Annotated in this window: 14 protein-coding genes; 6 read left to right on the forward strand and 8 right to left on the reverse strand. The window is 62.5% G+C overall.

Annotation, left to right across the window (positions count from 1 at the left end):
* Nucleotides 1–73 precede the first annotated feature (73 nt).
* Entirely contained in the window at nucleotides 74–1,072 is a 999-nt protein-coding gene (hemB, locus tag SFU85_04330; GenBank protein ID MDX6765998.1) for a porphobilinogen synthase, read from the reverse strand.
* Between the two features lie 24 nt (nucleotides 1,073–1,096).
* Here hemB and cysS point away from each other — a divergent pair, with 24 nt between their 5' ends.
* Together cysS and thrS are read left to right on the forward strand one after the other, a co-directional pair.
* Nucleotides 1,097–2,575, forward strand: a complete 1,479-nt coding sequence (cysS, locus tag SFU85_04335) for a cysteine--tRNA ligase (protein ID MDX6765999.1) — start codon at nucleotides 1,097–1,099, stop codon at nucleotides 2,573–2,575.
* A 50-nt stretch (nucleotides 2,576–2,625) separates the two neighbouring features.
* A complete protein-coding gene (thrS, locus tag SFU85_04340) occupies nucleotides 2,626–4,452 on the forward strand; it encodes a threonine--tRNA ligase (GenBank protein MDX6766000.1) in 1,827 nt (608 codons plus the stop codon).
* 402 nt (nucleotides 4,453–4,854) lie between these two features.
* On the opposite strand, the gene SFU85_04345 is transcribed toward thrS, so the two are convergent.
* The 3 genes from SFU85_04345 to nadC all read right to left on the reverse strand — a co-directional run bounded on the left by SFU85_04345 (nucleotide 4,855) and on the right by nadC (nucleotide 8,092).
* Nucleotides 4,855–5,679: a glycoside hydrolase family protein gene (locus SFU85_04345; protein MDX6766001.1), complete on the reverse strand. Its 825-nt coding sequence runs from the start codon at nucleotides 5,677–5,679 to the stop codon at nucleotides 4,855–4,857.
* Nucleotides 5,680–5,930: 251 nt separating this feature from the next.
* Nucleotides 5,931–7,232, reverse strand: a complete 1,302-nt coding sequence (locus SFU85_04350) for a dicarboxylate/amino acid:cation symporter (protein ID MDX6766002.1) — start codon at nucleotides 7,230–7,232, stop codon at nucleotides 5,931–5,933.
* Nucleotides 7,229–8,092 carry a carboxylating nicotinate-nucleotide diphosphorylase gene (gene nadC / locus SFU85_04355; protein MDX6766003.1) on the reverse strand — a complete coding sequence of 288 codons (864 nt, stop codon included), beginning with the start codon at nucleotides 8,090–8,092 and terminating at the stop codon, nucleotides 7,229–7,231. The genes SFU85_04350 and nadC overlap by 4 nt, the downstream gene beginning before the upstream one ends.
* 178 nt (nucleotides 8,093–8,270) lie before the next feature.
* Here nadC and SFU85_04360 point away from each other — a divergent pair, with 178 nt between their 5' ends.
* On the forward strand, nucleotides 8,271–9,266 hold the full coding sequence (locus SFU85_04360; protein ID MDX6766004.1) for an L-threonylcarbamoyladenylate synthase: 996 nt from the start codon (nucleotides 8,271–8,273) through the stop codon (nucleotides 9,264–9,266).
* A 498-nt stretch (nucleotides 9,267–9,764) separates the two neighbouring features.
* On the opposite strand, the gene SFU85_04365 is transcribed toward SFU85_04360, so the two are convergent.
* The 4 genes from SFU85_04365 to gltB all read right to left on the reverse strand — a co-directional run bounded on the left by SFU85_04365 (nucleotide 9,765) and on the right by gltB (nucleotide 16,026).
* Entirely contained in the window at nucleotides 9,765–10,448 is a 684-nt protein-coding gene (locus SFU85_04365; protein ID MDX6766005.1) for a lipid-binding SYLF domain-containing protein, read from the reverse strand.
* 144 nt (nucleotides 10,449–10,592) lie between these two features.
* Entirely contained in the window at nucleotides 10,593–10,847 is a 255-nt protein-coding gene (locus SFU85_04370; GenBank protein ID MDX6766006.1) for a hypothetical protein, read from the reverse strand.
* Between the two features lie 193 nt (nucleotides 10,848–11,040).
* Entirely contained in the window at nucleotides 11,041–11,445 is a 405-nt protein-coding gene (locus tag SFU85_04375) for an ACT domain-containing protein (GenBank protein MDX6766007.1), read from the reverse strand.
* A 42-nt stretch (nucleotides 11,446–11,487) separates the two neighbouring features.
* Entirely contained in the window at nucleotides 11,488–16,026 is a 4,539-nt protein-coding gene (gene gltB, locus SFU85_04380; protein MDX6766008.1) for a glutamate synthase large subunit, read from the reverse strand.
* Nucleotides 16,027–16,179: 153 nt separating this feature from the next.
* Between gltB and SFU85_04385 the strand changes: the two genes are divergently transcribed.
* The 3 genes from SFU85_04385 to SFU85_04395 all read left to right on the forward strand — a co-directional run bounded on the left by SFU85_04385 (nucleotide 16,180) and on the right by SFU85_04395 (nucleotide 18,391).
* The gene (locus tag SFU85_04385; GenBank protein MDX6766009.1) at nucleotides 16,180–16,971 is read left to right on the forward strand and encodes a TlyA family RNA methyltransferase; all 792 of its coding nucleotides are present in this window, start codon (nucleotides 16,180–16,182) and stop codon (nucleotides 16,969–16,971) included.
* On the forward strand, nucleotides 16,968–17,834 hold the full coding sequence (locus SFU85_04390) for an NAD(+)/NADH kinase (GenBank protein ID MDX6766010.1): 867 nt from the start codon (nucleotides 16,968–16,970) through the stop codon (nucleotides 17,832–17,834). The genes SFU85_04385 and SFU85_04390 overlap by 4 nt, the downstream gene beginning before the upstream one ends.
* Before the next feature lie 92 nt (nucleotides 17,835–17,926).
* Nucleotides 17,927–18,391 (forward strand): PTS sugar transporter subunit IIA, encoded by a 465-nt coding sequence (locus SFU85_04395; protein ID MDX6766011.1) that lies wholly within the window; start codon nucleotides 17,927–17,929, stop codon nucleotides 18,389–18,391.
* Nucleotides 18,392–18,404: the final 13 nt, after the last annotated feature.

Consider the following 18,404-nt stretch of genomic DNA (forward strand, 5'->3'; position numbering starts at 1 on the left):
TAAATACCTGATATTCAATGGTTTATCAATATCGACTTGGTGGGATTAGTTTGGCTACTGTGCCTGACGGGAGTCAGCGAAATGCGCCCTGAAGGGCCAGGCTTTTCGCAAAATAGGTGATGATGAGGTCGGCTCCGGATCGCTTGATGGCGAGGAGGGATTCGTCGCGGGTGCGCTCCAGATCCAGCCACCCTTTCTCCGCCGCGGCGTGCAGTTGGGCGTATTCTCCGGAGACTTGGTAGGCCACGAGGGGGAGATCAGTGCGGCTGCGGAGTGCGTGCAGGACATCCAGGTAGAGCCCGGCGGGTTTGACCATGAGGAGGTCGGCTCCTTCGGCCTCATCAAGGAGGGCGTCGGCCACGGCCTGGCGCCGATTGGCGGGTTCAATCTGATAGGTGCGTTTGTCGATGCCATCGCCGTTTTTTTTGCTGCCGACGGCATCACGGAAGGGACCGTAGTAGGCGGAGGCAAACTTGGCCGCATAGGCCAGGATGGCGGTGTCGGGGTGGCCGGCCTGGTCGAGGGCGGAACGGATCGCGGCGACGCGTCCGTCCATCATGTCGGAGGGGGCGACCCAGTCGACACCGAGTCCGGCCTGCAGGACGGCCATGCGGGCGAGGATTCCGACCGTGCGGTCGTTGTCGACCTGTCCCGCCGCGTTCAGGACGCCGTCGTGGCCGTGCGGGGTGTAGGGGTCGAGGGCCACATCGGCGATCATCACCAGACCGGGGAGGGCGGAGCGGATTTGGCGGAGGGCTTGGTGGAAAAACTGATCCGGCTGGATGGCCCGGCTGGCCTCATGGTCTTTGAGTTCCGGTGGGACGCAGGGGAAGAGGGCGACGGCGCGGAGGCCGAGTTGTTCCAGGTCGCGGCATTCGGAGACCGCATCTTCCGGATTGAGCCGGGCCATCCCCGGAAGGGAGGCGATGGGTTCGGGGGGACCGGAGGGTTTGACGAAGACGGGGGCGATGAGGTCCTCCACCCCGAGGCGGGTTTCGCGTACGAGGTCGCGTACGGCGGGCTTGAGGCGGAGGCGACGGAAGCGGCGGCGGGGCGGGAAGGCGGCGTCCATGGGTGGACCAATAAACCATGATCCATGCGCAGGGCCAAGCGCTATTGCAAATGGCGGTTGTCGCTGTGGGGCGTTCCCGCTAGTTTCCTCCCTTCGATGAAGGACTTGGTTTTGTACGACACGGCATCGCGGACCGCGCGGAAGGTGGAAGCTTCCGACGGAAAGAGTGTGCGCATCTATTGCTGCGGTCCCACGGTCTATGGACCCGCCCACATCGGGAATTTCCGGACCTTCATCATGCAGGATGTGCTGCGTCGCACGCTGGAGGTGTTCGGGCACCGCACGACCCATGTGCGCAACCTGACGGACCTGGACGACAAGACCATCCGCCAGAGCCAGGCCGAGGGACGGACGTTGACGGAATTCACGTCGCACTGGCGCGACCGTTTCCATGCGGATTGTGCGGCGCTGAATTTGTTGGCCCCACATGTCGAACCCAGTGCGGTGGGCCATATCCCCCACCAGATCCGCATGATTCAAGATTTGGTGGCCAAGGGCCATGCGTACGTCTCCCAGGGATCGGTCTACTTCAAAGTGGAATCGTTTCCCGACTACGGCAGCTTGTCCCGTCTGAAGGAACGCGAGGTCATCACCGGGGCCTCGGGTGCGGCCAGTGTGAATGCGAACGCGGGCGTAAGTGGGGCGGTGGAGGATGCGGACGAATACCAACGGGAGACGGCCGCGGATTTCGTTCTTTGGAAGGCGCGCAAGACGGAGGATGGACCGAATTTCTGGCCCAGTCCCTGGGGCGACGGTCGTCCCGGCTGGCACCTGGAATGCAGCGCCATGGCGCGGGAGTATCTGGGTTGCGACATCGACCTGCACTCGGGCGGCATCGACCTGATTTTTCCCCACCACGAGAATGAAATCGCCCAGAGCGTTTGCGCAACCGGTTGCGGGTTTGTCCGGCACTGGTTCCATGGGGCCCATCTCACGGTCGACAAGCAGAAGATGAGCAAGAGCCTGGGCAATCTCTTCACCCTGGCCGATGTACAGGCCAGGGGGTTCACCGCGGCCGAACTGCGATACGTCCTGCTTTCGGGGCATTACGGCAAGCCGTTGAATTTCACCTGGGACACCTTCACCGCGGCGCGGAGTGCCCTCGGACAAATGGCGCGTGCTGCGGCGCGGATCGGTAGCGCCGGAGAGTCCGCGACTCCGGTGATCGGCGGGCGGATGGCCCCCGTATTCGAGGCCCTGGCGGACGACTTGAATACGCCCAAGGCACTGGGGGCGTTGTTTTCCGTATTGGACACATTGCAGGCGGACGACGCGGAGGCATTCTCCACTTTCTTGGGGGCCACCGGCATCCGCCTCGATCAGGCCCCGGTTTCGGCGCAGATCGAAATTCCCTCGGAGGTGAAAAGCCTGGCCGAGGCCCGGTGGGCGGCGCGCTTGTCCAAAAATTGGGCCGAGTCCGACCGGTTGCGCGATGAACTCAAGGCGAGGGGTTGGGCGGCCAAGGACGGGAAAGAGGGCTACACACTGGCCAGGATAGCTTGAAGAGGGCGCATTGACCTCTGTCACCGGTCCCCTCTAAACTTTTGTCATCTATGAAAACCATGTCCCCTTTGGAAGAACTGCGCCACTCCTGCTCCCATGTGCTGGCGACGGCGGTCCTTCGCCTCTTCCCCCAGGCCCAATTGGACATCGGCCCCCCCACCGACCAGGGCTTTTACTACGACATCGACCTCGACCACAAATTCACCGCCGAGGACCTGGAAAAGCTCGAGGTGGAAATGAAGAAGATCGCGGGCGAGAACCAGCGCTTCGAGCGCCTGGAGTGTTCGCGCGAAGAAGCGGTGGCCAAAATCAAGGCCTTCGGACAGGAACGCTACAAACTCGGACGCCTGGCCGACATCCCGGAAGGCGAGGCCATTTCCTTCTACAAGAACGGCGAATTCCTCGACCTCTGCGCCGGCACCCATGTCAATTACACCAGCAAGCTCAAGGCCTTCAAATTGCTGTCCGTGGCCGGTGCCTATCATCGTGGTGATGAAAAGAACAAGCAGCTCCAGCGCATCTACGGCACCGCCTTTCCCAGCAAGGACGAACTGGCGGCCTACCTGGAGCAGCAGGAACAGGCCAAACAACGGGACCACCGCCGGCTGGGCCGCGAACTCCAGTTGTTCCACATCGACGAGGCCGTGGGGCAGGGGCTGGTCCTCTGGACGCCCAAGGGCGGGATCATCCGCAACGAATTGCAGCAGTTCATCTCCGGGGAACTGAACAAGCAGGGCTATTCCCAGGTCTTCACCCCGCACATCGGCAAGCTGGGACTCTTCCGCACCTCCGGGCACTTCCCCTATTACCGGGATTCGCAATTCCCCCCGCTGGTGGAAAAAGACACCCTCCAAAAACTGAGCGACGACGGATGCCACTGTTCCGAACTGACGAACCTCCTCGATAAGGGCGAAGTCGACGGCTACCTGCTCAAGCCGATGAACTGCCCGTTCCACATCAAGATTTTCGATTCCCAACCGCGTTCCTACCGTGACCTGCCGGTGCGGCTGGCGGAGTTCGGCACGGTCTACCGCTGGGAACAATCGGGCGAACTCGGCGGCATGACCCGGGTGCGCGGCTTCACCCAGGACGACGCGCACATCTTCTGCACCGAGGAACAGGTCTCGCAGGAAATCCAGGGATGTCTCTCCTTGGTCAAGACCGTCCTGGCCACCCTGGGCATCGGGGATTACCGCGTGCGCATCGGTTTGCGCGACCCGGACTCGAGCAAATTCACCGGAGATCCGGCCAGTTGGGACAAGGCCGAGGCCGCCTGCCGCGAGGCCGCCAAGACCTTGGGCGTGCCCTACTCGGAGGAGGCGGGCGAGGCCGCGTTCTACGGGCCCAAGATCGACTTCGTGGTCAAGGACGTCATCGGCCGCGAATGGCAGCTCGGCACCGTGCAGGTGGACTACAACCTGCCCGTACGCTTCGATTTGAACTACATCGGGGCCGACAACCACAAGCACCGCCCGGTCATGATCCACCGCGCGCCCTTCGGTTCGATGGAGCGTTTCTGCGGCGTGCTCATCGAGCACTTCTCCGGCGCCTTCCCGCTCTGGCTCTCACCCGAGCAGATCCGCCTGATCCCGATCACCGACGACCAGTTGCCCTTTGCCCGGCAGTTGGAGGAGCAATTGCGTGCGGCCGGGTTCCGGGTGCACAACGACGAACAGCCCGACAAGATGGGGGCCAAGATCCGCCGGGCCCAGCTCGACAAGGTTCCCTATATGCTGGTCATCGGCAAGCGCGAGGCCGAGGCCGGGCAGGTGGCGGTGCGTTCCCGCTGGAAGGGCGACGAAGGCGCCATGCCCTTTGCCGACTTCCTGCAGCGGGCCAAAACCGAACTGGCCACCAAAGCGCTGGCTCCGGTTTGATTGGTTTGGGTGATCTGCTATCTGCTGTCGGCTATCAGCTGTCAGCTATCGGCTATCAAACAGTGGACGGATCTGGATCAAATCATCAATCCGCAATCATCCATCAACAATCTTTCCTCCCCTCCTGTAGACGGGGGAATCCTTTCCCCGTTCAGGTTTCCGTCCCTCCTGCAACGGAAATTCGACATGTCCACCTTAGGACCATCGGTCTGCGCACCCAGAAACACGATCCGGCTTCGTCTGTCCATGGCGAGACGAGTCTGTGTCCCTCTGTTAAGAGGTGCTAACTGGCAACGTGCAAGGAATAGAACCCATCAAGAACCATGGGTGGAACGCCACTTGGATTGATTCAATTTTCAAGGGCTGCACCCATGCGCCTTTGATGATGCACTCATTGATGCTTCAGTGGAGATTTGGCCTTTGATAGGTTTTCCCGAGGGAGTTGAGTTTTCCTTCGTTGTCACAGAGATTGGAACCCGCTAAGGCGCCTTCATCTCCATGCGGGTTGGGGGGTAATGCAAACCATGCATAGCGTTCGACAAACGGCAGGCTTTCAAGCATGGGGAGCACTGCTTCCATATAGGCCCGCTGTTGATCAGGATGAGCGGGGGTCTTCCAGTTGGATAAAGCAAATTCTGTCAGCCAAATGGGTTTATTATACAATCCATAAACGCTCTCAAGGAATGCTTTGAGTTTTTTGCTTCCCTCTATAGGGTCCGAAAAATTGCTTTCGTAATAATGAACACAAACAAAATCGATCCGATAGCCCCTTTCCATGCTCTGCCTCATGAACTGTCCAAACCAGCTATCCTTCTTGTCAGCGCCGCCAGCAGTAGAGGGACTGCCCAGCCGCATTCCCGTTGCCTCCAATTGGGGCCACAACTTTAATGCCAGCTCAACAGACATATTTGCTTGTTTCAAGTGATCTGGCTCATTGAAACCCAAAAGTATAGTCCCGTGTTTCTTGGCTTCTTTGAGTGCAGAATCCTGAACGTCCTTCTCGTCCCAAATCATCGGCACAAATTCGATTTCGGCTCGGAGATCCGCAGGAGCCTCATTTTGCCAATTATAACACCATGAGGCGCCCAGCTCGTTCAGGCCAATCCCGGCACCCTTGAAGCTCCAGAAACCAATGCCTTGTTTTTGAGAACCGCCTGCCTTTAGCGACACGATGATAGAAAGAAAGCAGACTACTCCAAGCAGAAGCTTCTGAACGGAAGTGCTCATATATTTATGGTCGAGTCATGATTGCTGCAACTTGACGGTTGAGGCGAGTGGAAAGATGCAAGCTGGTAGACGAAAAGGAATTCGGATTCAGGATCAAGGGAGTCTGAGGAAGGGGGGCGGACCCGCCCACGCTAGAAGCTATGGCGCGGCCTGCGCTTCGCTACGGAGGGGAGGGCTGAATGAATTCAGGATTCAGGATCTGGGATCTCTGACAGCCGAAAGCCGAAAGCTGATAGAATATCTCTTCTCGCTCAATCCCGACCGACGAACGTTTTTTCCCCTTCGAGGCGGGCGATCATCAGGGCGCCACAGCTGTCACCGAAGACATTCAGGGTCGTACGGGCCATGTCGAGGATGCGGTCGAAGACCAAGAGCACGCCCACGGCTTCGACGGGCAAGTGGAGGGCCTGGAGGATGACCATGATGGCGACCAGGCTGGCCGAGGGGATGCCGGCCATCCCGAAACCGGTCAGCAGGGCCATCAGGACCACCAAGGCCTGCTGGGCCAGGGAGAGGTCGACCCCGGCGAGCTGGGCGATGAAGAGCACGGCCACACATTCGTAGAGGGCGGTGCCATCGGTGTTGATGGAAGCCCCGATGGGGATGACGAAGCTGATGGTTTTCCGACTGACACCTGACCGGTGCTCCAAGCAATCCATCGAGACGGGCAGGGCGGCGTTGGAGGAACTGGTGGAAAAGGCAGTCAGGAGGGCGGGCCCCATGGCGCGATAGTGGGCCCAGGGGTTGACGCGGGCGATAAAGCGGAGGAGGAGCGGCAAGGTGACCAGGCCGTGGATGAGCAGGGCGGCGAGCACGGTGCCCCCGAATAGGGCCAGGCTGAGCACATCGGCGGGCGTGGTGGTGGAGGAAACCTTGGCCACCAGTCCGAAGACCCCAATCGGGGCAAACTTCAAAACCCACTCGGTGAGCAGAATCATGATCTCGTAAACGCCGCGGGCGAAAGCCAGAACGGGGGTGGATAGCTCCTCCGGGAGCTTGGTCGAAAAGTAGCCGAAGAGCATGCCGAAGAAGATCAGGCCGATGAGCTGGCCGTTGTCGCGGGCGGCTTCCAAGAGGTTGGGCGGGACCATGCGCAGGAAGACGGTGACGAAGTCGGCGCCCGAAGCCGTACCGAGCGACTGCACGACCTGTTCGCCGGCGGTGGAACCGAGCAGGCGCTGGGCGGTGGCGGGATCGACGCGGCCGGGGCCGAGGAGGTTGACCAGGAGCAGTCCGGTGACGATGGCCAGGGTGCCGGTGCCGAGGTAGTAGGCCAGGGTGCGCCAGCCGAGCCGCGAAAAGGAGTGATCGCGGGCCAGTCCGGCCACGCCACTGATCACCGCCGAAAAGACCAGGGGAACGATGAGCATTTGCAGGGCACGGAGAAAAAGCGAACCGAGGAAGGCGTAGGCTTCGACCAAGGATATCCCACCGATGCCGCCAAAACCAAAGGTGCTGCCCCCGACGCCCAGGCGGGTCAATTGGCCGCAGCCGATGCCGAGGAGGATGGCGAGGGCAATGGGCCAATGGGCCGGGGCGGTGGGCTTTTTCATGAGGGCAGGATTTCCAGGCTGAAGTCGAGGGCGGTGGCGGAATGGGTCAGGGCTCCGACGGAAATGAAGTCGACCCCGGTGGCGGCCACCTCGGGGATGCGGTCCAGGGTCATGTTCCCGGAAGCTTCCAACTCGCAGCGACCTGCCGTTAGGGCTACGGCTTCGCGGAGGGTGGGGGTGCCCATGTTGTCGAGGAGAATACGGTTGAGGTCGAGGTCGAGCGTGGCGAGGAGGCCGACTTGCTCAAGAGTGTCGGCCTCGACGGTGAGGTGGGCGTCGGGTTGGAAGGCGCGGGCCCGGCGGACGGCCTCGGCCAGGCCTCCGGGTCCATTCATCAGGGCAACGTGGTTGTCCTTGATCATGAAGGCATCGTAGAGGCCCATGCGGTGGTTGTGACCGCCACCGCAGCGTACGGCATACTTTTCCAGGGCACGCAGGCCGGGCAGGGTCTTGCGGGTATCGAGGATGCGGCAAGACGTTCCGGCGGTGGCGTCGACGAAGCGGCGGGTGAAGGTGGCGATACCGGAGAGGTGTTGGAGGAAGTTGAGGGCGGTGCGTTCCCCGGTGAGGATGGCGGCGGCGGGACCTGCGATTTCCAGCACGGTGTCGCCGGCAGCAAGGGGGGAGCCGTCCGTCGTCCGTGCGGTCAAGCGGAGACCGGAGTGGACTTCGCGGAAAACGGTTTCGGCCACGACGAGGCCGGAGAGGGTTCCGGGTTGTTTGGCGAAGATGCGGGCCCGGGCGGTGCGTGCGGGGTCGACGACGGCGAGGGAGGTGATGTCGGCCGGGCCCAGGTCTTCGCCAAGGCCGCGGGCGGCGGCCTCGCGGAGGATGGCGCTGTCGGGCGGGGGGACGGTCATGGGGGCGAGGATAAGAGGCGGGAGGTAGAATGGCAACCCGGCAGGGAGAGGGAGTGAAAAGGTGAGATCTCGACAGGGGGAGAGAACGAGAAGGAGTAAGAGTGCGAAAACGAGGTGGTGATCAAACAGGAAGTGCTCGGGGCTTGGAATGCGGGTCGGGGTCCTCTAGGTTTTTCCGATGATCCTGCCGGTGGATGAGTCGTCGATGGCCCGGGCGGTGGCAGCCCTGCGGGCGGGGGCATGCATCGGGTTGCCGACGGAAACGGTCTACGGCCTGGCCGGCGACGGATTCAACCCGCAGGCGGTGGCGCGCATCTTTGAAATCAAGCAGCGGCCCACCTTTGACCCCCTGATCCTGCATGTGCCGGATGCGGCCGGATTGGAACGGGTGGCGGCGGACGTTCCGCCCCTGGCGCTGAAACTCATGGCGCGATTCTGGCCCGGGCCGCTGACTTTGGTCCTGCCGCGACGTCCGGAGGTGCCGGATTTGGTCACCTCGGGCATGGACACGGTAGCGGTTCGCTGTCCGGCGCACCCGGTCGCGCAGCAGGTGCTGCGTGCGTTTGGCGGCCCGCTGGCCGCCCCCAGTGCCAATCCCTTCGGGCGGCTCAGTCCGACCACGGCGGAGGCGGTGGAAACGGAGTTAGGGAACGACCTGGCACTGGTGCTGGATGGCGGGGCCTGTATCCGGGGGATTGAATCGACCATCATCGATTGCACGGGAACCCGTCCGGTTTTGTTGCGTCATGGGGCGATTGCCCAGGAGGAGATTGAGGAAGTGACCGGGCCATTGGAACTGGCCACGGCGGGGGAGGCGATCAAGGCCCCGGGATTGCTGGCCCACCACTACGCGCCGCGCACGCCGCTGTGGTTGGTGGAGGGTAGACTGAAAGATCGGGGGCCGTTTGACCGTGATTCGGCGCTGTTGGTCTGGCATGAGGCCCCGGCCCACGCGGGACCGGTTGCGGTGTTGACCCCTCACCAGGAACCTGCGGAAGCGGCTTCGCGGTTGTTCGCCCTCCTGCGCGAACTGGACGGATCCGGAGTGCGACGGATCATCGCCGAAGCGGTTCCCACGGCGGGTCTGGGGCGGGCGATCCAGGATCGCCTGGCCAAGGCCAGTGCCGGGCGATTGGTGGAACGCGAGGGAGTCTGGGTGGAAGAGCCGCGCTGAAATTGGACCTTGGGACAAGCCTTGGCGGATAAAGGCAGTTTAACTCGCGCGGAGTCGCGGAGGCGCAGAGAGGGGGGGCAGAGTTTTTCAGTCTTATCCGCCTTCGCCAAGGCTATGGCGGACAGGAGTATCAAGTTTCAAGTTGATTGACGTTCACTATCTCTCATCCTCCGCGTCTCAGCGCCTCTGCGCGAGAGTTGCCTTGGAAGGGGGCACCGGGGAAGGGATTCCCCGGCTACAGTGAGAAGGATGAAGACGCTTCCTCGCGCAGAGGGGGAGGGCGTTTTTTGTCAGGCTATAGAAAGACAGGAAAAGGGGTGGGTAGTCGAACAGGTGCCTTACGGGAGGGCGAAGCTCCCGCTGAGCCGCCCTTGGAAGCAAGACATCGAACCGGCTCGGCCCAGAACACCTACGGGGGAGCCAGGAGCCTCGCCTATCGTTGACCCTGTCGCACAGTCTATGCAATAGGGTAAAAAAAAAGTCAATCAGACCACAAACTCAGCGTTTGCCGTTGAGGACTTCGACGAGTTTTTTGGCGTAGGGAGGCGCGGAGACGCCGCCTTCGAGGATGTCGCGGACGCCTTTTCCGGAGCCGTAGGTGCGGGAGATGGCCTTGTTGTTGATGGAGAGGGAAGAGCCGCCGAAGACCGCACCTCCGTAGAGGCCTTCGGTGGATTGGAAGATCTTGATATCGGAATCGTTGAGCAGGCCGCCCTCTTGTTCGCTCCGGTGGTCGCCGCCGACGGTACCGGTGGCGCTGGCACTCCAGCCGACCTTGCCGGGCTTGGTGAAGCGTTCGACCGCTCGGTCGCTGTTGAGCAGGACGATGGCCTTGGTGTTGGACCCGCCGATTTGGGCGCCGAAGGATCCGCCGCTGAAGCCGATGGGGATGGGAGCGCTCCAATTGCGGGCGCCGAGGAAGCCACCGAGGCCGGACTTGATTTTGACGAGCACCACGCCGTCGCCGCCGATGCCGCCGACGACGAAGCCGCCCTTGGTGATGTCGATGATGGCGACACCCTTGGCTTCATCCAGTTCCTTCTGGGGGATGGGGGAGGCGGAGGATTGGCGACCCAGGAGGATCTCATGGGACTGTTCGACGGTGGAGGGCAGGTCGGCCGCCTGAACGGCGGAAGTGGTGATGAGGCCCAGAAGGGCGGTGATTTTCAGGAGATGGTTCATGGGAATGTTGGTGTTTTCGGGGTGATATGGGTTTATCGGGAGTATCGGGAATAAAAGGGGTCTCAGACGAGATTCAACGGAACAGACGGAATGGATTGCCGCCCGACAAAATCTGTTGAGTAGTCATTTTTGATATCAGGCCTGTCAGGTGAGGAGCCAGACCAGGGAACAGGAGGTGATTCCGGAAAGGAAGAGGAGTCCGAGGCAGCCGGCCTTGGCCGGTTCGAAGCGCGAAGGCTGGGACAAGCGGAGCTCTCTTTCGCGCTGGTCCATCGTGTCCTTGGCGTCTTTGAGGTCGCAGTGAACGTGGTCGCGGTAGATCTTGATGGCCTCGATTTTATGGCCGGCGAAGAGGGCGCGATCGATGGCGTCCTGTTGTTCGGGGGTTAACGAGGGCATTCCTGATGAATAGCATCCCCGGGCCTTAAAGCAATCCTTGGTGGAGGGAGGGCGTCCGCCTTCGCTTCGCTACGGGAGGGTGGAGGGCAGAGCGCGTTTCATCAGCAAATCGTACTCGCACTCTTTCTCATTCTCGTTCTCACATGGATGGAGAGAACGAGGGGGAATTGTTGCCGATTGAATGGAAAGCGTGCTACTTGGTGTTGAGGACCTTGAGGGCTTTGGCCACATTGGCGGGCCGGAGGATGAGGAGCCCGGTGTCGGAAGTCGGGTTGGTGGCGCAGTAGGCGTATTCGATGTTGATTTTGGCCTCGCTGAGCTTGCGCGAGATGCTGGCCAGGCTGCCCGGTTTGTTGGCGCCCTCGATCATGATGACTTCATTTTCCACCACCAAGGTGTTGTGATCCTCGAAGGCGCGGATGGCCTTCTGGGGGTGGTCGACGACGAGCCGGACGACGGAGTGGTCGATGGTGTCGGAGGTGCTGATGGCGTAGATATTGATCTTGGCCTTGGAGAGGACCGAGCAGACCTCGGCCAGGGTGCCGGGCTTGTTGGCCAGGAAGAGGGCGAGCTGGGTGGCGACTTGCATAGGGGGCATGGAGCAGCTTTGGGGCCGTAAACGAATGAATGGGGGGATGAATCAGGGTTTGGCGGCGACCGGGGTCAGGGCGACGGCGGCGGGGTGGGGTCGGATGACGCGGAATTTGGCCTTGGTCTGTTCCCAATCGGCCAGGAGGCCGCGGGCCTTGGCACTTTCCGTGGCTTCGGCGTGTTCGCTGATGAGGCCTTTGAGGAAGGCTTCCTCGGTGGCATCGGCCAGGGGTTCAACGGCAACCATGTCCGTGTTGACCAGTCCGGCGGTCTGGCCGGACTCGTCGAGCAGGAAGGCGCGGCCCCCGGACATGCCGGCGCCGAAGTTCTTGCCCGTGGGGCCGAGAACGACAATCGTGCCGTTGGTCATGTATTCGCAGCCGTGGTCGCCGACGCCCTCGACCACCGCGGTGGCGCCGGAGTTGCGGACGGCGAAGCGTTCGCCGGCACTGCCGTAGGCGAAGAGTTTGCCCCCGGTGGCGCCGTAGAGGCAGGTGTTGCCGCAGATGATGTTGCGGGAGGGGTCGTATTGGACCTTCTTGGAGGGAACCAGGATGATTTCGCCGCCGTTCATGCCCTTGCCGACGTAGTCATTGGCTTCGCCGATGAGTTTGAGGCGGATGCCCTTGACGAGGAAGACGCCGAAGGACTGTCCGGCCGAGCCGGTCAGTTCCAGGTTGATGGTGCGGTCGGGCAGGCCGGAGTCGCCGAAGCGGTAGGCGATCTCGCCGCTCAGGCTGGTGCCGATGCAGCGGTGGACGTTGCGGACCTTGTACTTGAGGGTGATGGGCTTCTGGGTCTGGAGGGTGCTCTTGACGTCCTGGAGGATGGATTCATCGAGGGTGATGTCGTCCGCCTTGTCATTGCGCTCCCAGGTGTGGTAGCGGATGGCGAGGGGATCGATGTCCGGGATGTGGAGGAGGTTGGAGAGGTCGAGGGTGTTGGCCTTGGGATGGTCGGGCAGGGAGATTTGTTCGAGGAACTCGGTCCGGCCGATGAGGTCGTTGAGCTTGCGCACGCCGAGCGCGGCCATGATTTCCCGGACTTCGCGGGCAACGGCATTGAGGTAGTTGACGACGCCGTCGGCCGTGCCCTTGAACTTGGCCCGGAGTTTTTCGTCCTGGGTGGCGATCCCGACGGGGCAGGTGTTGAGGTGGCACTGGCGGACGTAGACACAGCCCAAGGCGAGGAGGGCGGCGGTTCCGAAGTTGAATTCCTCGGCCCCGAGCAGGGCGGCCACGATGATGTCGCGCCCGGTGCGCATGCCGCCGTCGGTGCGGAGGGTGATGCGGTTGCGGAGGTCGTTGAGGAGGAGGACTTGCTGGGTTTCGGCGACGCCGAGTTCCCAGGGGCTGCCGGCGAATTTGACCGAGGACAGCGGGGAGGCCCCGGTGCCGCCGTCGTGGCCGGAAACGAGAATGATGTCGGCGTGGGCCTTGGCCACCCCGGCGGCGACGGTGCCGACGCCGGCCTCTGCCACCAGTTTGACGCAGACCTTGGCCCGGGGGTTGACCTGCTTGAGGTCGTAGATGAGCTGGGCCAGGTCCTCGATCGAGTAAATGTCATGGTGCGGCGGGGGCGAGATGAGCATGACACCCGGGGTGCTGTGGCGGAGCTTGGCGATGATGGCGGAGACCTTGTGGCCGGGAATCTGGCCGCCTTCGCCGGGCTTGGCGCCCTGCGCGATCTTGATTTCGATTTCCGTGGCCGAAGCGAGGTATTCGGCGGTGACGCCGAAGCGTCCGGAGGCGACCTGTTTGATGCGGGAGTTCTTGGAGTCGCCGTTTTCCAACGGACTGAAACGGATGCGGTCCTCGCCGCCTTCGCCGGAGTTGGATTTGCCGCCGATGCGGTTCATGGCCACCGCGAGCATCTCGTGCGATTCCGGGGAGATGGCGCCGAGGGACATGCCGGCGGTGGTGAAGCGGGCGCGGATTTCCTCGACGGGTTCGACTTCGTCGAGCGGGATGGGGTTCCGGGGCTTGAGGCGCAGAAGATCGCGGATGGCGACGGGGCGGTTCAGCTCCACGGCCTTGACGAAGGTCTGGTAGTCCTCGGGTTTGTTGGCCTTGTCGGCGCCCTTGATGCCGGTGAAGGCGTGGAGGCTTTGCAACACCGGGGGGGTGACGACATGCATTTCGCCGTCGCGGCGGTAGCGGTAGAAGCCGCCCTGGGGGGGCTTGCCAGCGGCGGTTTCCTCGAGGCCGAGGGCGTGGCGGCGGAACGTTTCCCGGGCGATTTCAGCCAGGCCGATGCCACCGACGAAGGAGGTGGTGCCGGTGAAGTAGCGGGCGATGAGATCGGGGTGGAGACCGATGGCCTCGAAAATCTGCGCACCGTGGTAGCTGGAAAGCTTGCTGATGCCCATCTTGGACATGATTTTGAGCAGGCCCTTGTTGATGGCGGAGCGGTAGTTCTTGACCAGATCGGCCTCGGATTTCCCCTCGAAGTTTCCGGCGTTGCGGAGGGCGGCGATGTTGTCCCAGACGAGGTAGGGGTTGATGGCGGAGGCTCCGTAGCCGATGAGGGTGGCGAACTGGTGGACGTCCCGGGCTTCGGCGGTGTCACAGAGCAGGGATACCCGCATGCGCCGGCCGGAGCGGATGAGGTGGTGGTGCACGGCGCCGACCGCCAGCAGCATGGGCAGGGAGCTGTGGGTGGGGGAGGTGCCGCGGTCGCTCAGGATGAGGAGGGACACACCGGCGTCGATGGCGGCATCAACTTGTTGGAGAAGGCGTTCGACGGGGGCCTCGAAAGACCCGCCGGAGCCTTCGACGGGGACGAGGAGCGAGAGGGTCTCGCTGCGGAGGTGGGCGTCGCCCAACTGGCGGATGGTTTCGAGCTCGCCATTGGTCAGGACGGGGGAGTCGATGCGGAGCTGGTGCGCGTAATCGGGGGATGCATCGAGCCAGTTCTTCTTCGGTCCGAGGAAGGCCATGGTGTCCATGACGAGCTTTTCCCGGATGGGATCGATCGGGGGATTGGTGACCTGGGCGAAGAGTTGGCGAAAGTAATGGGCGAGGATGCGGGGGCGCTGGGAGAGGACGGCGAGGGGGGTGTCGTCGCCCATGGAACCGAGGGGTTCCTCGCCCTTTTCAACCATGGGTTTGAGGATGGTGGCGATTTCTTCCTCGGTGTAGGCGAAGCTGTAGGATTCGCTGAGGAGGGCGGAGGGTTCGAGTCCCCGTGGGGAGAGGGATTGGGCCGCGGCGGGGGCGATATCGGAAAGGGACTTGAGGCCGTCCTTGACCCAGGAAGCGTAGGGTTGGGCGGAGGCCACCAGGGATTTGATTTCCTCATTGCGGAGGAGACGTCCGTTGGTGGTGTCGATGGCGATCATCTCGCCCGGGGCGAGGCGGCCGGCCTCGGTGATGGTTTCGGGAGCCAGTTGGCCGAGGCCGACCTCGGAGCCCATGAGGATGAGGCCGTCGGTGCTGACTTGGTAGCGGGCGGGGCGCAGACCGTTGCGGTCGAGGCAGGCCACGACCATGCGGCCGTCACTGACGGCGAGGGCGGCGGGTCCGTCCCAGGGTTCGGCCATGAGTTCGTGGAATTCGTAGAATCCCTTGACGTCGGCGGAGAGTTGTTTTTCCGAGCGGAAGGCGGCCGGCACCATCATCATGAGGGCGTGGAGGAGGCTGCGGCCGGAATGGACCAGGAGTTCCAGCGCGTTGTCGGCGCTGGACGAATCGCTGCCGTTGCGCTGGATGACGGGGCGGAGGAGGCCGACATCATTGCCCCAAATGGGGGAGGACAGGTCGGCCTCGCGGGCGGTGACCCAGTTGCGATTGCCGCGGACCGTGTTGATTTCGCCGTTGTGGGCGAGCATGCGGAAAGGGTGGGCCAGGCCCCAGGTGGGGAAGGTGTTGGTGCTGTAGCGCTGGTGGTACAGCGCGAGGGCGGTGACGTAAACCGGATCGGAGAGGTCCTTGTAGAACCTTTCCAGCTGGCTGGCGGTGAACATGCCCTTGTAAACGATGGTGCGCGAGGAGAGGGAGGGGATGTAGAGGTTGGCGATCTGGTCGGCCAGGGCGCGTTTCTCGATTTCCTTGCGGCAGAGGTAGAGCGTGCGCTCGAATTGGTCGTCGGAGAGGCTGGCCGCGTCGGGGCGGATGATGAGCAATTGCTCGATGGTGGGTGCGGTGGAGGCGGCTTTGTCGCCCATGATCTTGGGATTGACCGGGACCTTGCGCCAGCCGACGGGAAGCAGGCCGCGGGCGGAAAGGACTTCCTCGGCCGTCTTGCGGCAACGGGCGGCATCGTATTCGCTCGACCGGGGAAGGAAGAACATCCCGACGGCGAGATCTTTGTCGTCGAAAAGCTTGTGTCCCATTTTCTCCAGCTCGCGCCGGAAGAGGGCGTGGGGGATCTGGGTCAGAACGCCCGCGCCGTCTCCGGACTTGGCATCGGCGTCGACCGCGCCGCGGTGGGCGAGGTTGCCGACGCAGGTGAGGGCTTTCTTGAGAATGTCGTGGGATTTGAGTCCTTTGATGCTGGCGACGAAACCGACACCGCAACTATCGTGTTCGTGTTCCGGGCGGTAAAGGCCTTGGGCCTCCGGGTAGGCATCAATACGGGACGAGTGCATGATTTCCAACGTAATAACTCTGTGCGTGGAAGCAAGAGTTTTGCCATCCCAGATGCGGAAAGTAATCGGAATGGGTATTGTCAGCATCCAGGCGACAGTTTTGACGCTGGCCCGGCCCTGTGGCAGGATCGGTGGATGGGATTGGCCATGAGGATGGGAGCGCGTCTGGATACCGAGTTGGTGGCGCGCGGTCTGGCCCGCAGCAGGGCCCTGGCCCGTGAGTCGGTGGAATCGGGCAAGGTCCAGGTGAACGGGGTGACCTGCCTGCGTCCCGCACACAAGGTGGTGGCATCGGATGTCATCGAGACGACCGCGCGGGTGCGCTTCGTCAGCCGGGGTGGGGTCAAGCTTCAGGCCGCACTGGACCGTTTTGAAATCCCGGTCCAGGGACTGCGATGTCTGGATGTGGGGGCGTCCACGGGCGGATTCACCGACTGTCTGCTGCAAGCCGGGGCGGCGCAGGTGGTATCCGTGGATGTCGGACATGGTCAGTTCGATCCGGCTCTCCGCGCCGACCCCCGGGTGGTGGTCTATGAGAAAATCAACATCCGCGAGACCCCACCGGCCCCATGGACCGGCACCTTCGGGTTGATCGTGGTGGATGTTTCCTTCATTTCCCTGGGTTTGGTTTTGCCGTCGCTGTGGCCATGGGCCGGACCTGATGCCGGGGTGGTTTTGTTGGTCAAACCGCAATTCGAGTGCGGACGGGCGGCGATTGGCAAGGGCGGGGTGGTGCGCGACCCGCAACTGCGCTGGCAGGCGGTGGAGGGTGTGCAAGCGTGGGTCAACGCGCAACCCGGCTGGAAAATCTTCGGGGTCGAGCCTTCGCCGATCACCGGGGGCGACGGGAATGAGGAATTTTTGCTGGTGGCCGGAAGGGGCGCCTTCCAAGCGGTCGTTTCTGGGCTGGTATCGCCGCCCGCCACGGATAAGGTGCGTGGATGAGTCTACATCCGGTGCATCGTGTGGCCGTGATGGTCAACCCGGCGAAATCGGGGGCGCGAACCGTGGCCACTCGGTTGAAACGGCTTTTCCGGCGACTGGGTGTTGAGAGCCGCTGGGGCGAGGCGGTCGAGGAAGGGGCGGTGTCGCGCGAGACCCCGTTCACCCAGGCGGGCGACGATCTGTTGGTGGCAGTGGGTGGGGACGGCACACTGCTCCAGGCCGCGCGTCGAAGCCGGGGCTCGGGGGTGCCGCTTTTGGGAATCAATGCGGGTTCGCTGGGTTTCCTCACTTCAATTGCCAGCCGATCGGTCGTCACCGACATGTCCCGCGTCCTGGCGGGGGATTACCAAATCAGCCGCCGCATGACCCTGGCGGTGAAAGTCATCCGGGGAGGAAAGACCTTTTCGCGCGGCTGGGCCTTGAACGAGGCGGTGATTTTCCGGGGTCACCACGCTCATATGATCCGGCTGGATGTGGAAGTCAGCGGTCGCCTGCTGAGCGATTATATGTGCGACGGATTGTTGCTGGCGACGCCGACGGGATCAACGGCTTACTCGCTCTCGGCTGGAGGTCCGGTGGTCAGTCCGACAGCATCCGTGATGGTCATCACCCCGGTATGTGCACACGCATTGACGAACCGGCCGGTCATCCTGGATGCCCGCGATGACGTCCGGGTGCGGGTGCCGGCCCGGTCCCCGGCTCTGGTGTTGAGTCTGGATGGTACCAGGTGTCTGGATCTGGTTTCCGGGGATGAAGTGGAGATCCGGCGAGATCCGAACCCGGTGCCTTTGGTGCATCTGGCCGGGAATGATTTCTATACAGTGCTTCGCCGGAAACTGGGTTGGAGCGGGAGCAGCGTATGAATCCCGGGTCCGACGGGTTCCAGGCGGCGGGCGAAGCAAAAACCATTGATGATTGCCGGATCATGCCGTAGGGTTCGCGGCTCGTTTGTCTTATGTCCAAGAGAATTTCCGATACCTTGAAGCCCTACCTGGTGGCCCTCAACCTCAAGGAGACCTCGCACCAGGCCGCCCTGCGTGAAATGACGGAGATGACCCGGGGCCAGGCCGACATGCTCGACGTGGACGGGTTCTTCAAGGAACTCATGCTGCGGGAGAAACAGGAATCCACCTGCCTGGGCAACGAGATCGCTTTCCCCCATGCCCGCACCGACCATGTGAAAAACCTGGTCATCCTGGCCGGCCGCAGCCTCGAGGGCGTGAAGTTTGAAAACGGCGAACAAACCGCGCGTTTGATTTTCATCATCGGCACGCCCAAGCGGATGGTGACCGATTATCTGGCGACTGTCGGGGCCCTGGCCCGCCTGCTCAAGGAGGAAAACCTCCGGCACAAATTACTGGCGGCAAAGTCAGGTGAGGAATTCATTGCCCATGTCGCCGAGGCCGAGTCCCGGCTCTGATTGGCGGAGTCGG

Source organism: Candidatus Methylacidiphilales bacterium, from assembly GCA_033875315.1.
Classification (GTDB): Bacteria; Verrucomicrobiota; Verrucomicrobiia; order Methylacidiphilales; family CAZTYG01; genus JANRJG01.

Coding starts and splice junctions, on each gene's coding strand:
- SFU85_04385 (MDX6766009.1), top strand. CDS start 16,180: ATGGGAGCGCGTCTGGATACCGAGTTGGTGGCGCGCGGTCTGGCCCGC.
- SFU85_04370 (MDX6766006.1), bottom strand. CDS start 10,847: ATGCCCTCGTTAACCCCCGAACAACAGGACGCCATCGATCGCGCCCTC.
- SFU85_04395 (MDX6766011.1), top strand. CDS start 17,927: ATGTCCAAGAGAATTTCCGATACCTTGAAGCCCTACCTGGTGGCCCTC.
- thrS (MDX6766000.1), top strand. CDS start 2,626: ATGAAAACCATGTCCCCTTTGGAAGAACTGCGCCACTCCTGCTCCCAT.
- SFU85_04390 (MDX6766010.1), top strand. CDS start 16,968: ATGAGTCTACATCCGGTGCATCGTGTGGCCGTGATGGTCAACCCGGCG.
- gltB (MDX6766008.1), bottom strand. CDS start 16,026: ATGCACTCGTCCCGTATTGATGCCTACCCGGAGGCCCAAGGCCTTTAC.
- SFU85_04375 (MDX6766007.1), bottom strand. CDS start 11,445: ATGCCCCCTATGCAAGTCGCCACCCAGCTCGCCCTCTTCCTGGCCAAC.
- SFU85_04360 (MDX6766004.1), top strand. CDS start 8,271: ATGATCCTGCCGGTGGATGAGTCGTCGATGGCCCGGGCGGTGGCAGCC.
- hemB (MDX6765998.1), bottom strand. CDS start 1,072: ATGGACGCCGCCTTCCCGCCCCGCCGCCGCTTCCGTCGCCTCCGCCTC.
- SFU85_04350 (MDX6766002.1), bottom strand. CDS start 7,232: ATGAAAAAGCCCACCGCCCCGGCCCATTGGCCCATTGCCCTCGCCATC.
- cysS (MDX6765999.1), top strand. CDS start 1,097: ATGCGCAGGGCCAAGCGCTATTGCAAATGGCGGTTGTCGCTGTGGGGC.
- SFU85_04365 (MDX6766005.1), bottom strand. CDS start 10,448: ATGAACCATCTCCTGAAAATCACCGCCCTTCTGGGCCTCATCACCACT.
- SFU85_04345 (MDX6766001.1), bottom strand. CDS start 5,679: ATGAGCACTTCCGTTCAGAAGCTTCTGCTTGGAGTAGTCTGCTTTCTT.
- nadC (MDX6766003.1), bottom strand. CDS start 8,092: ATGACCGTCCCCCCGCCCGACAGCGCCATCCTCCGCGAGGCCGCCGCC.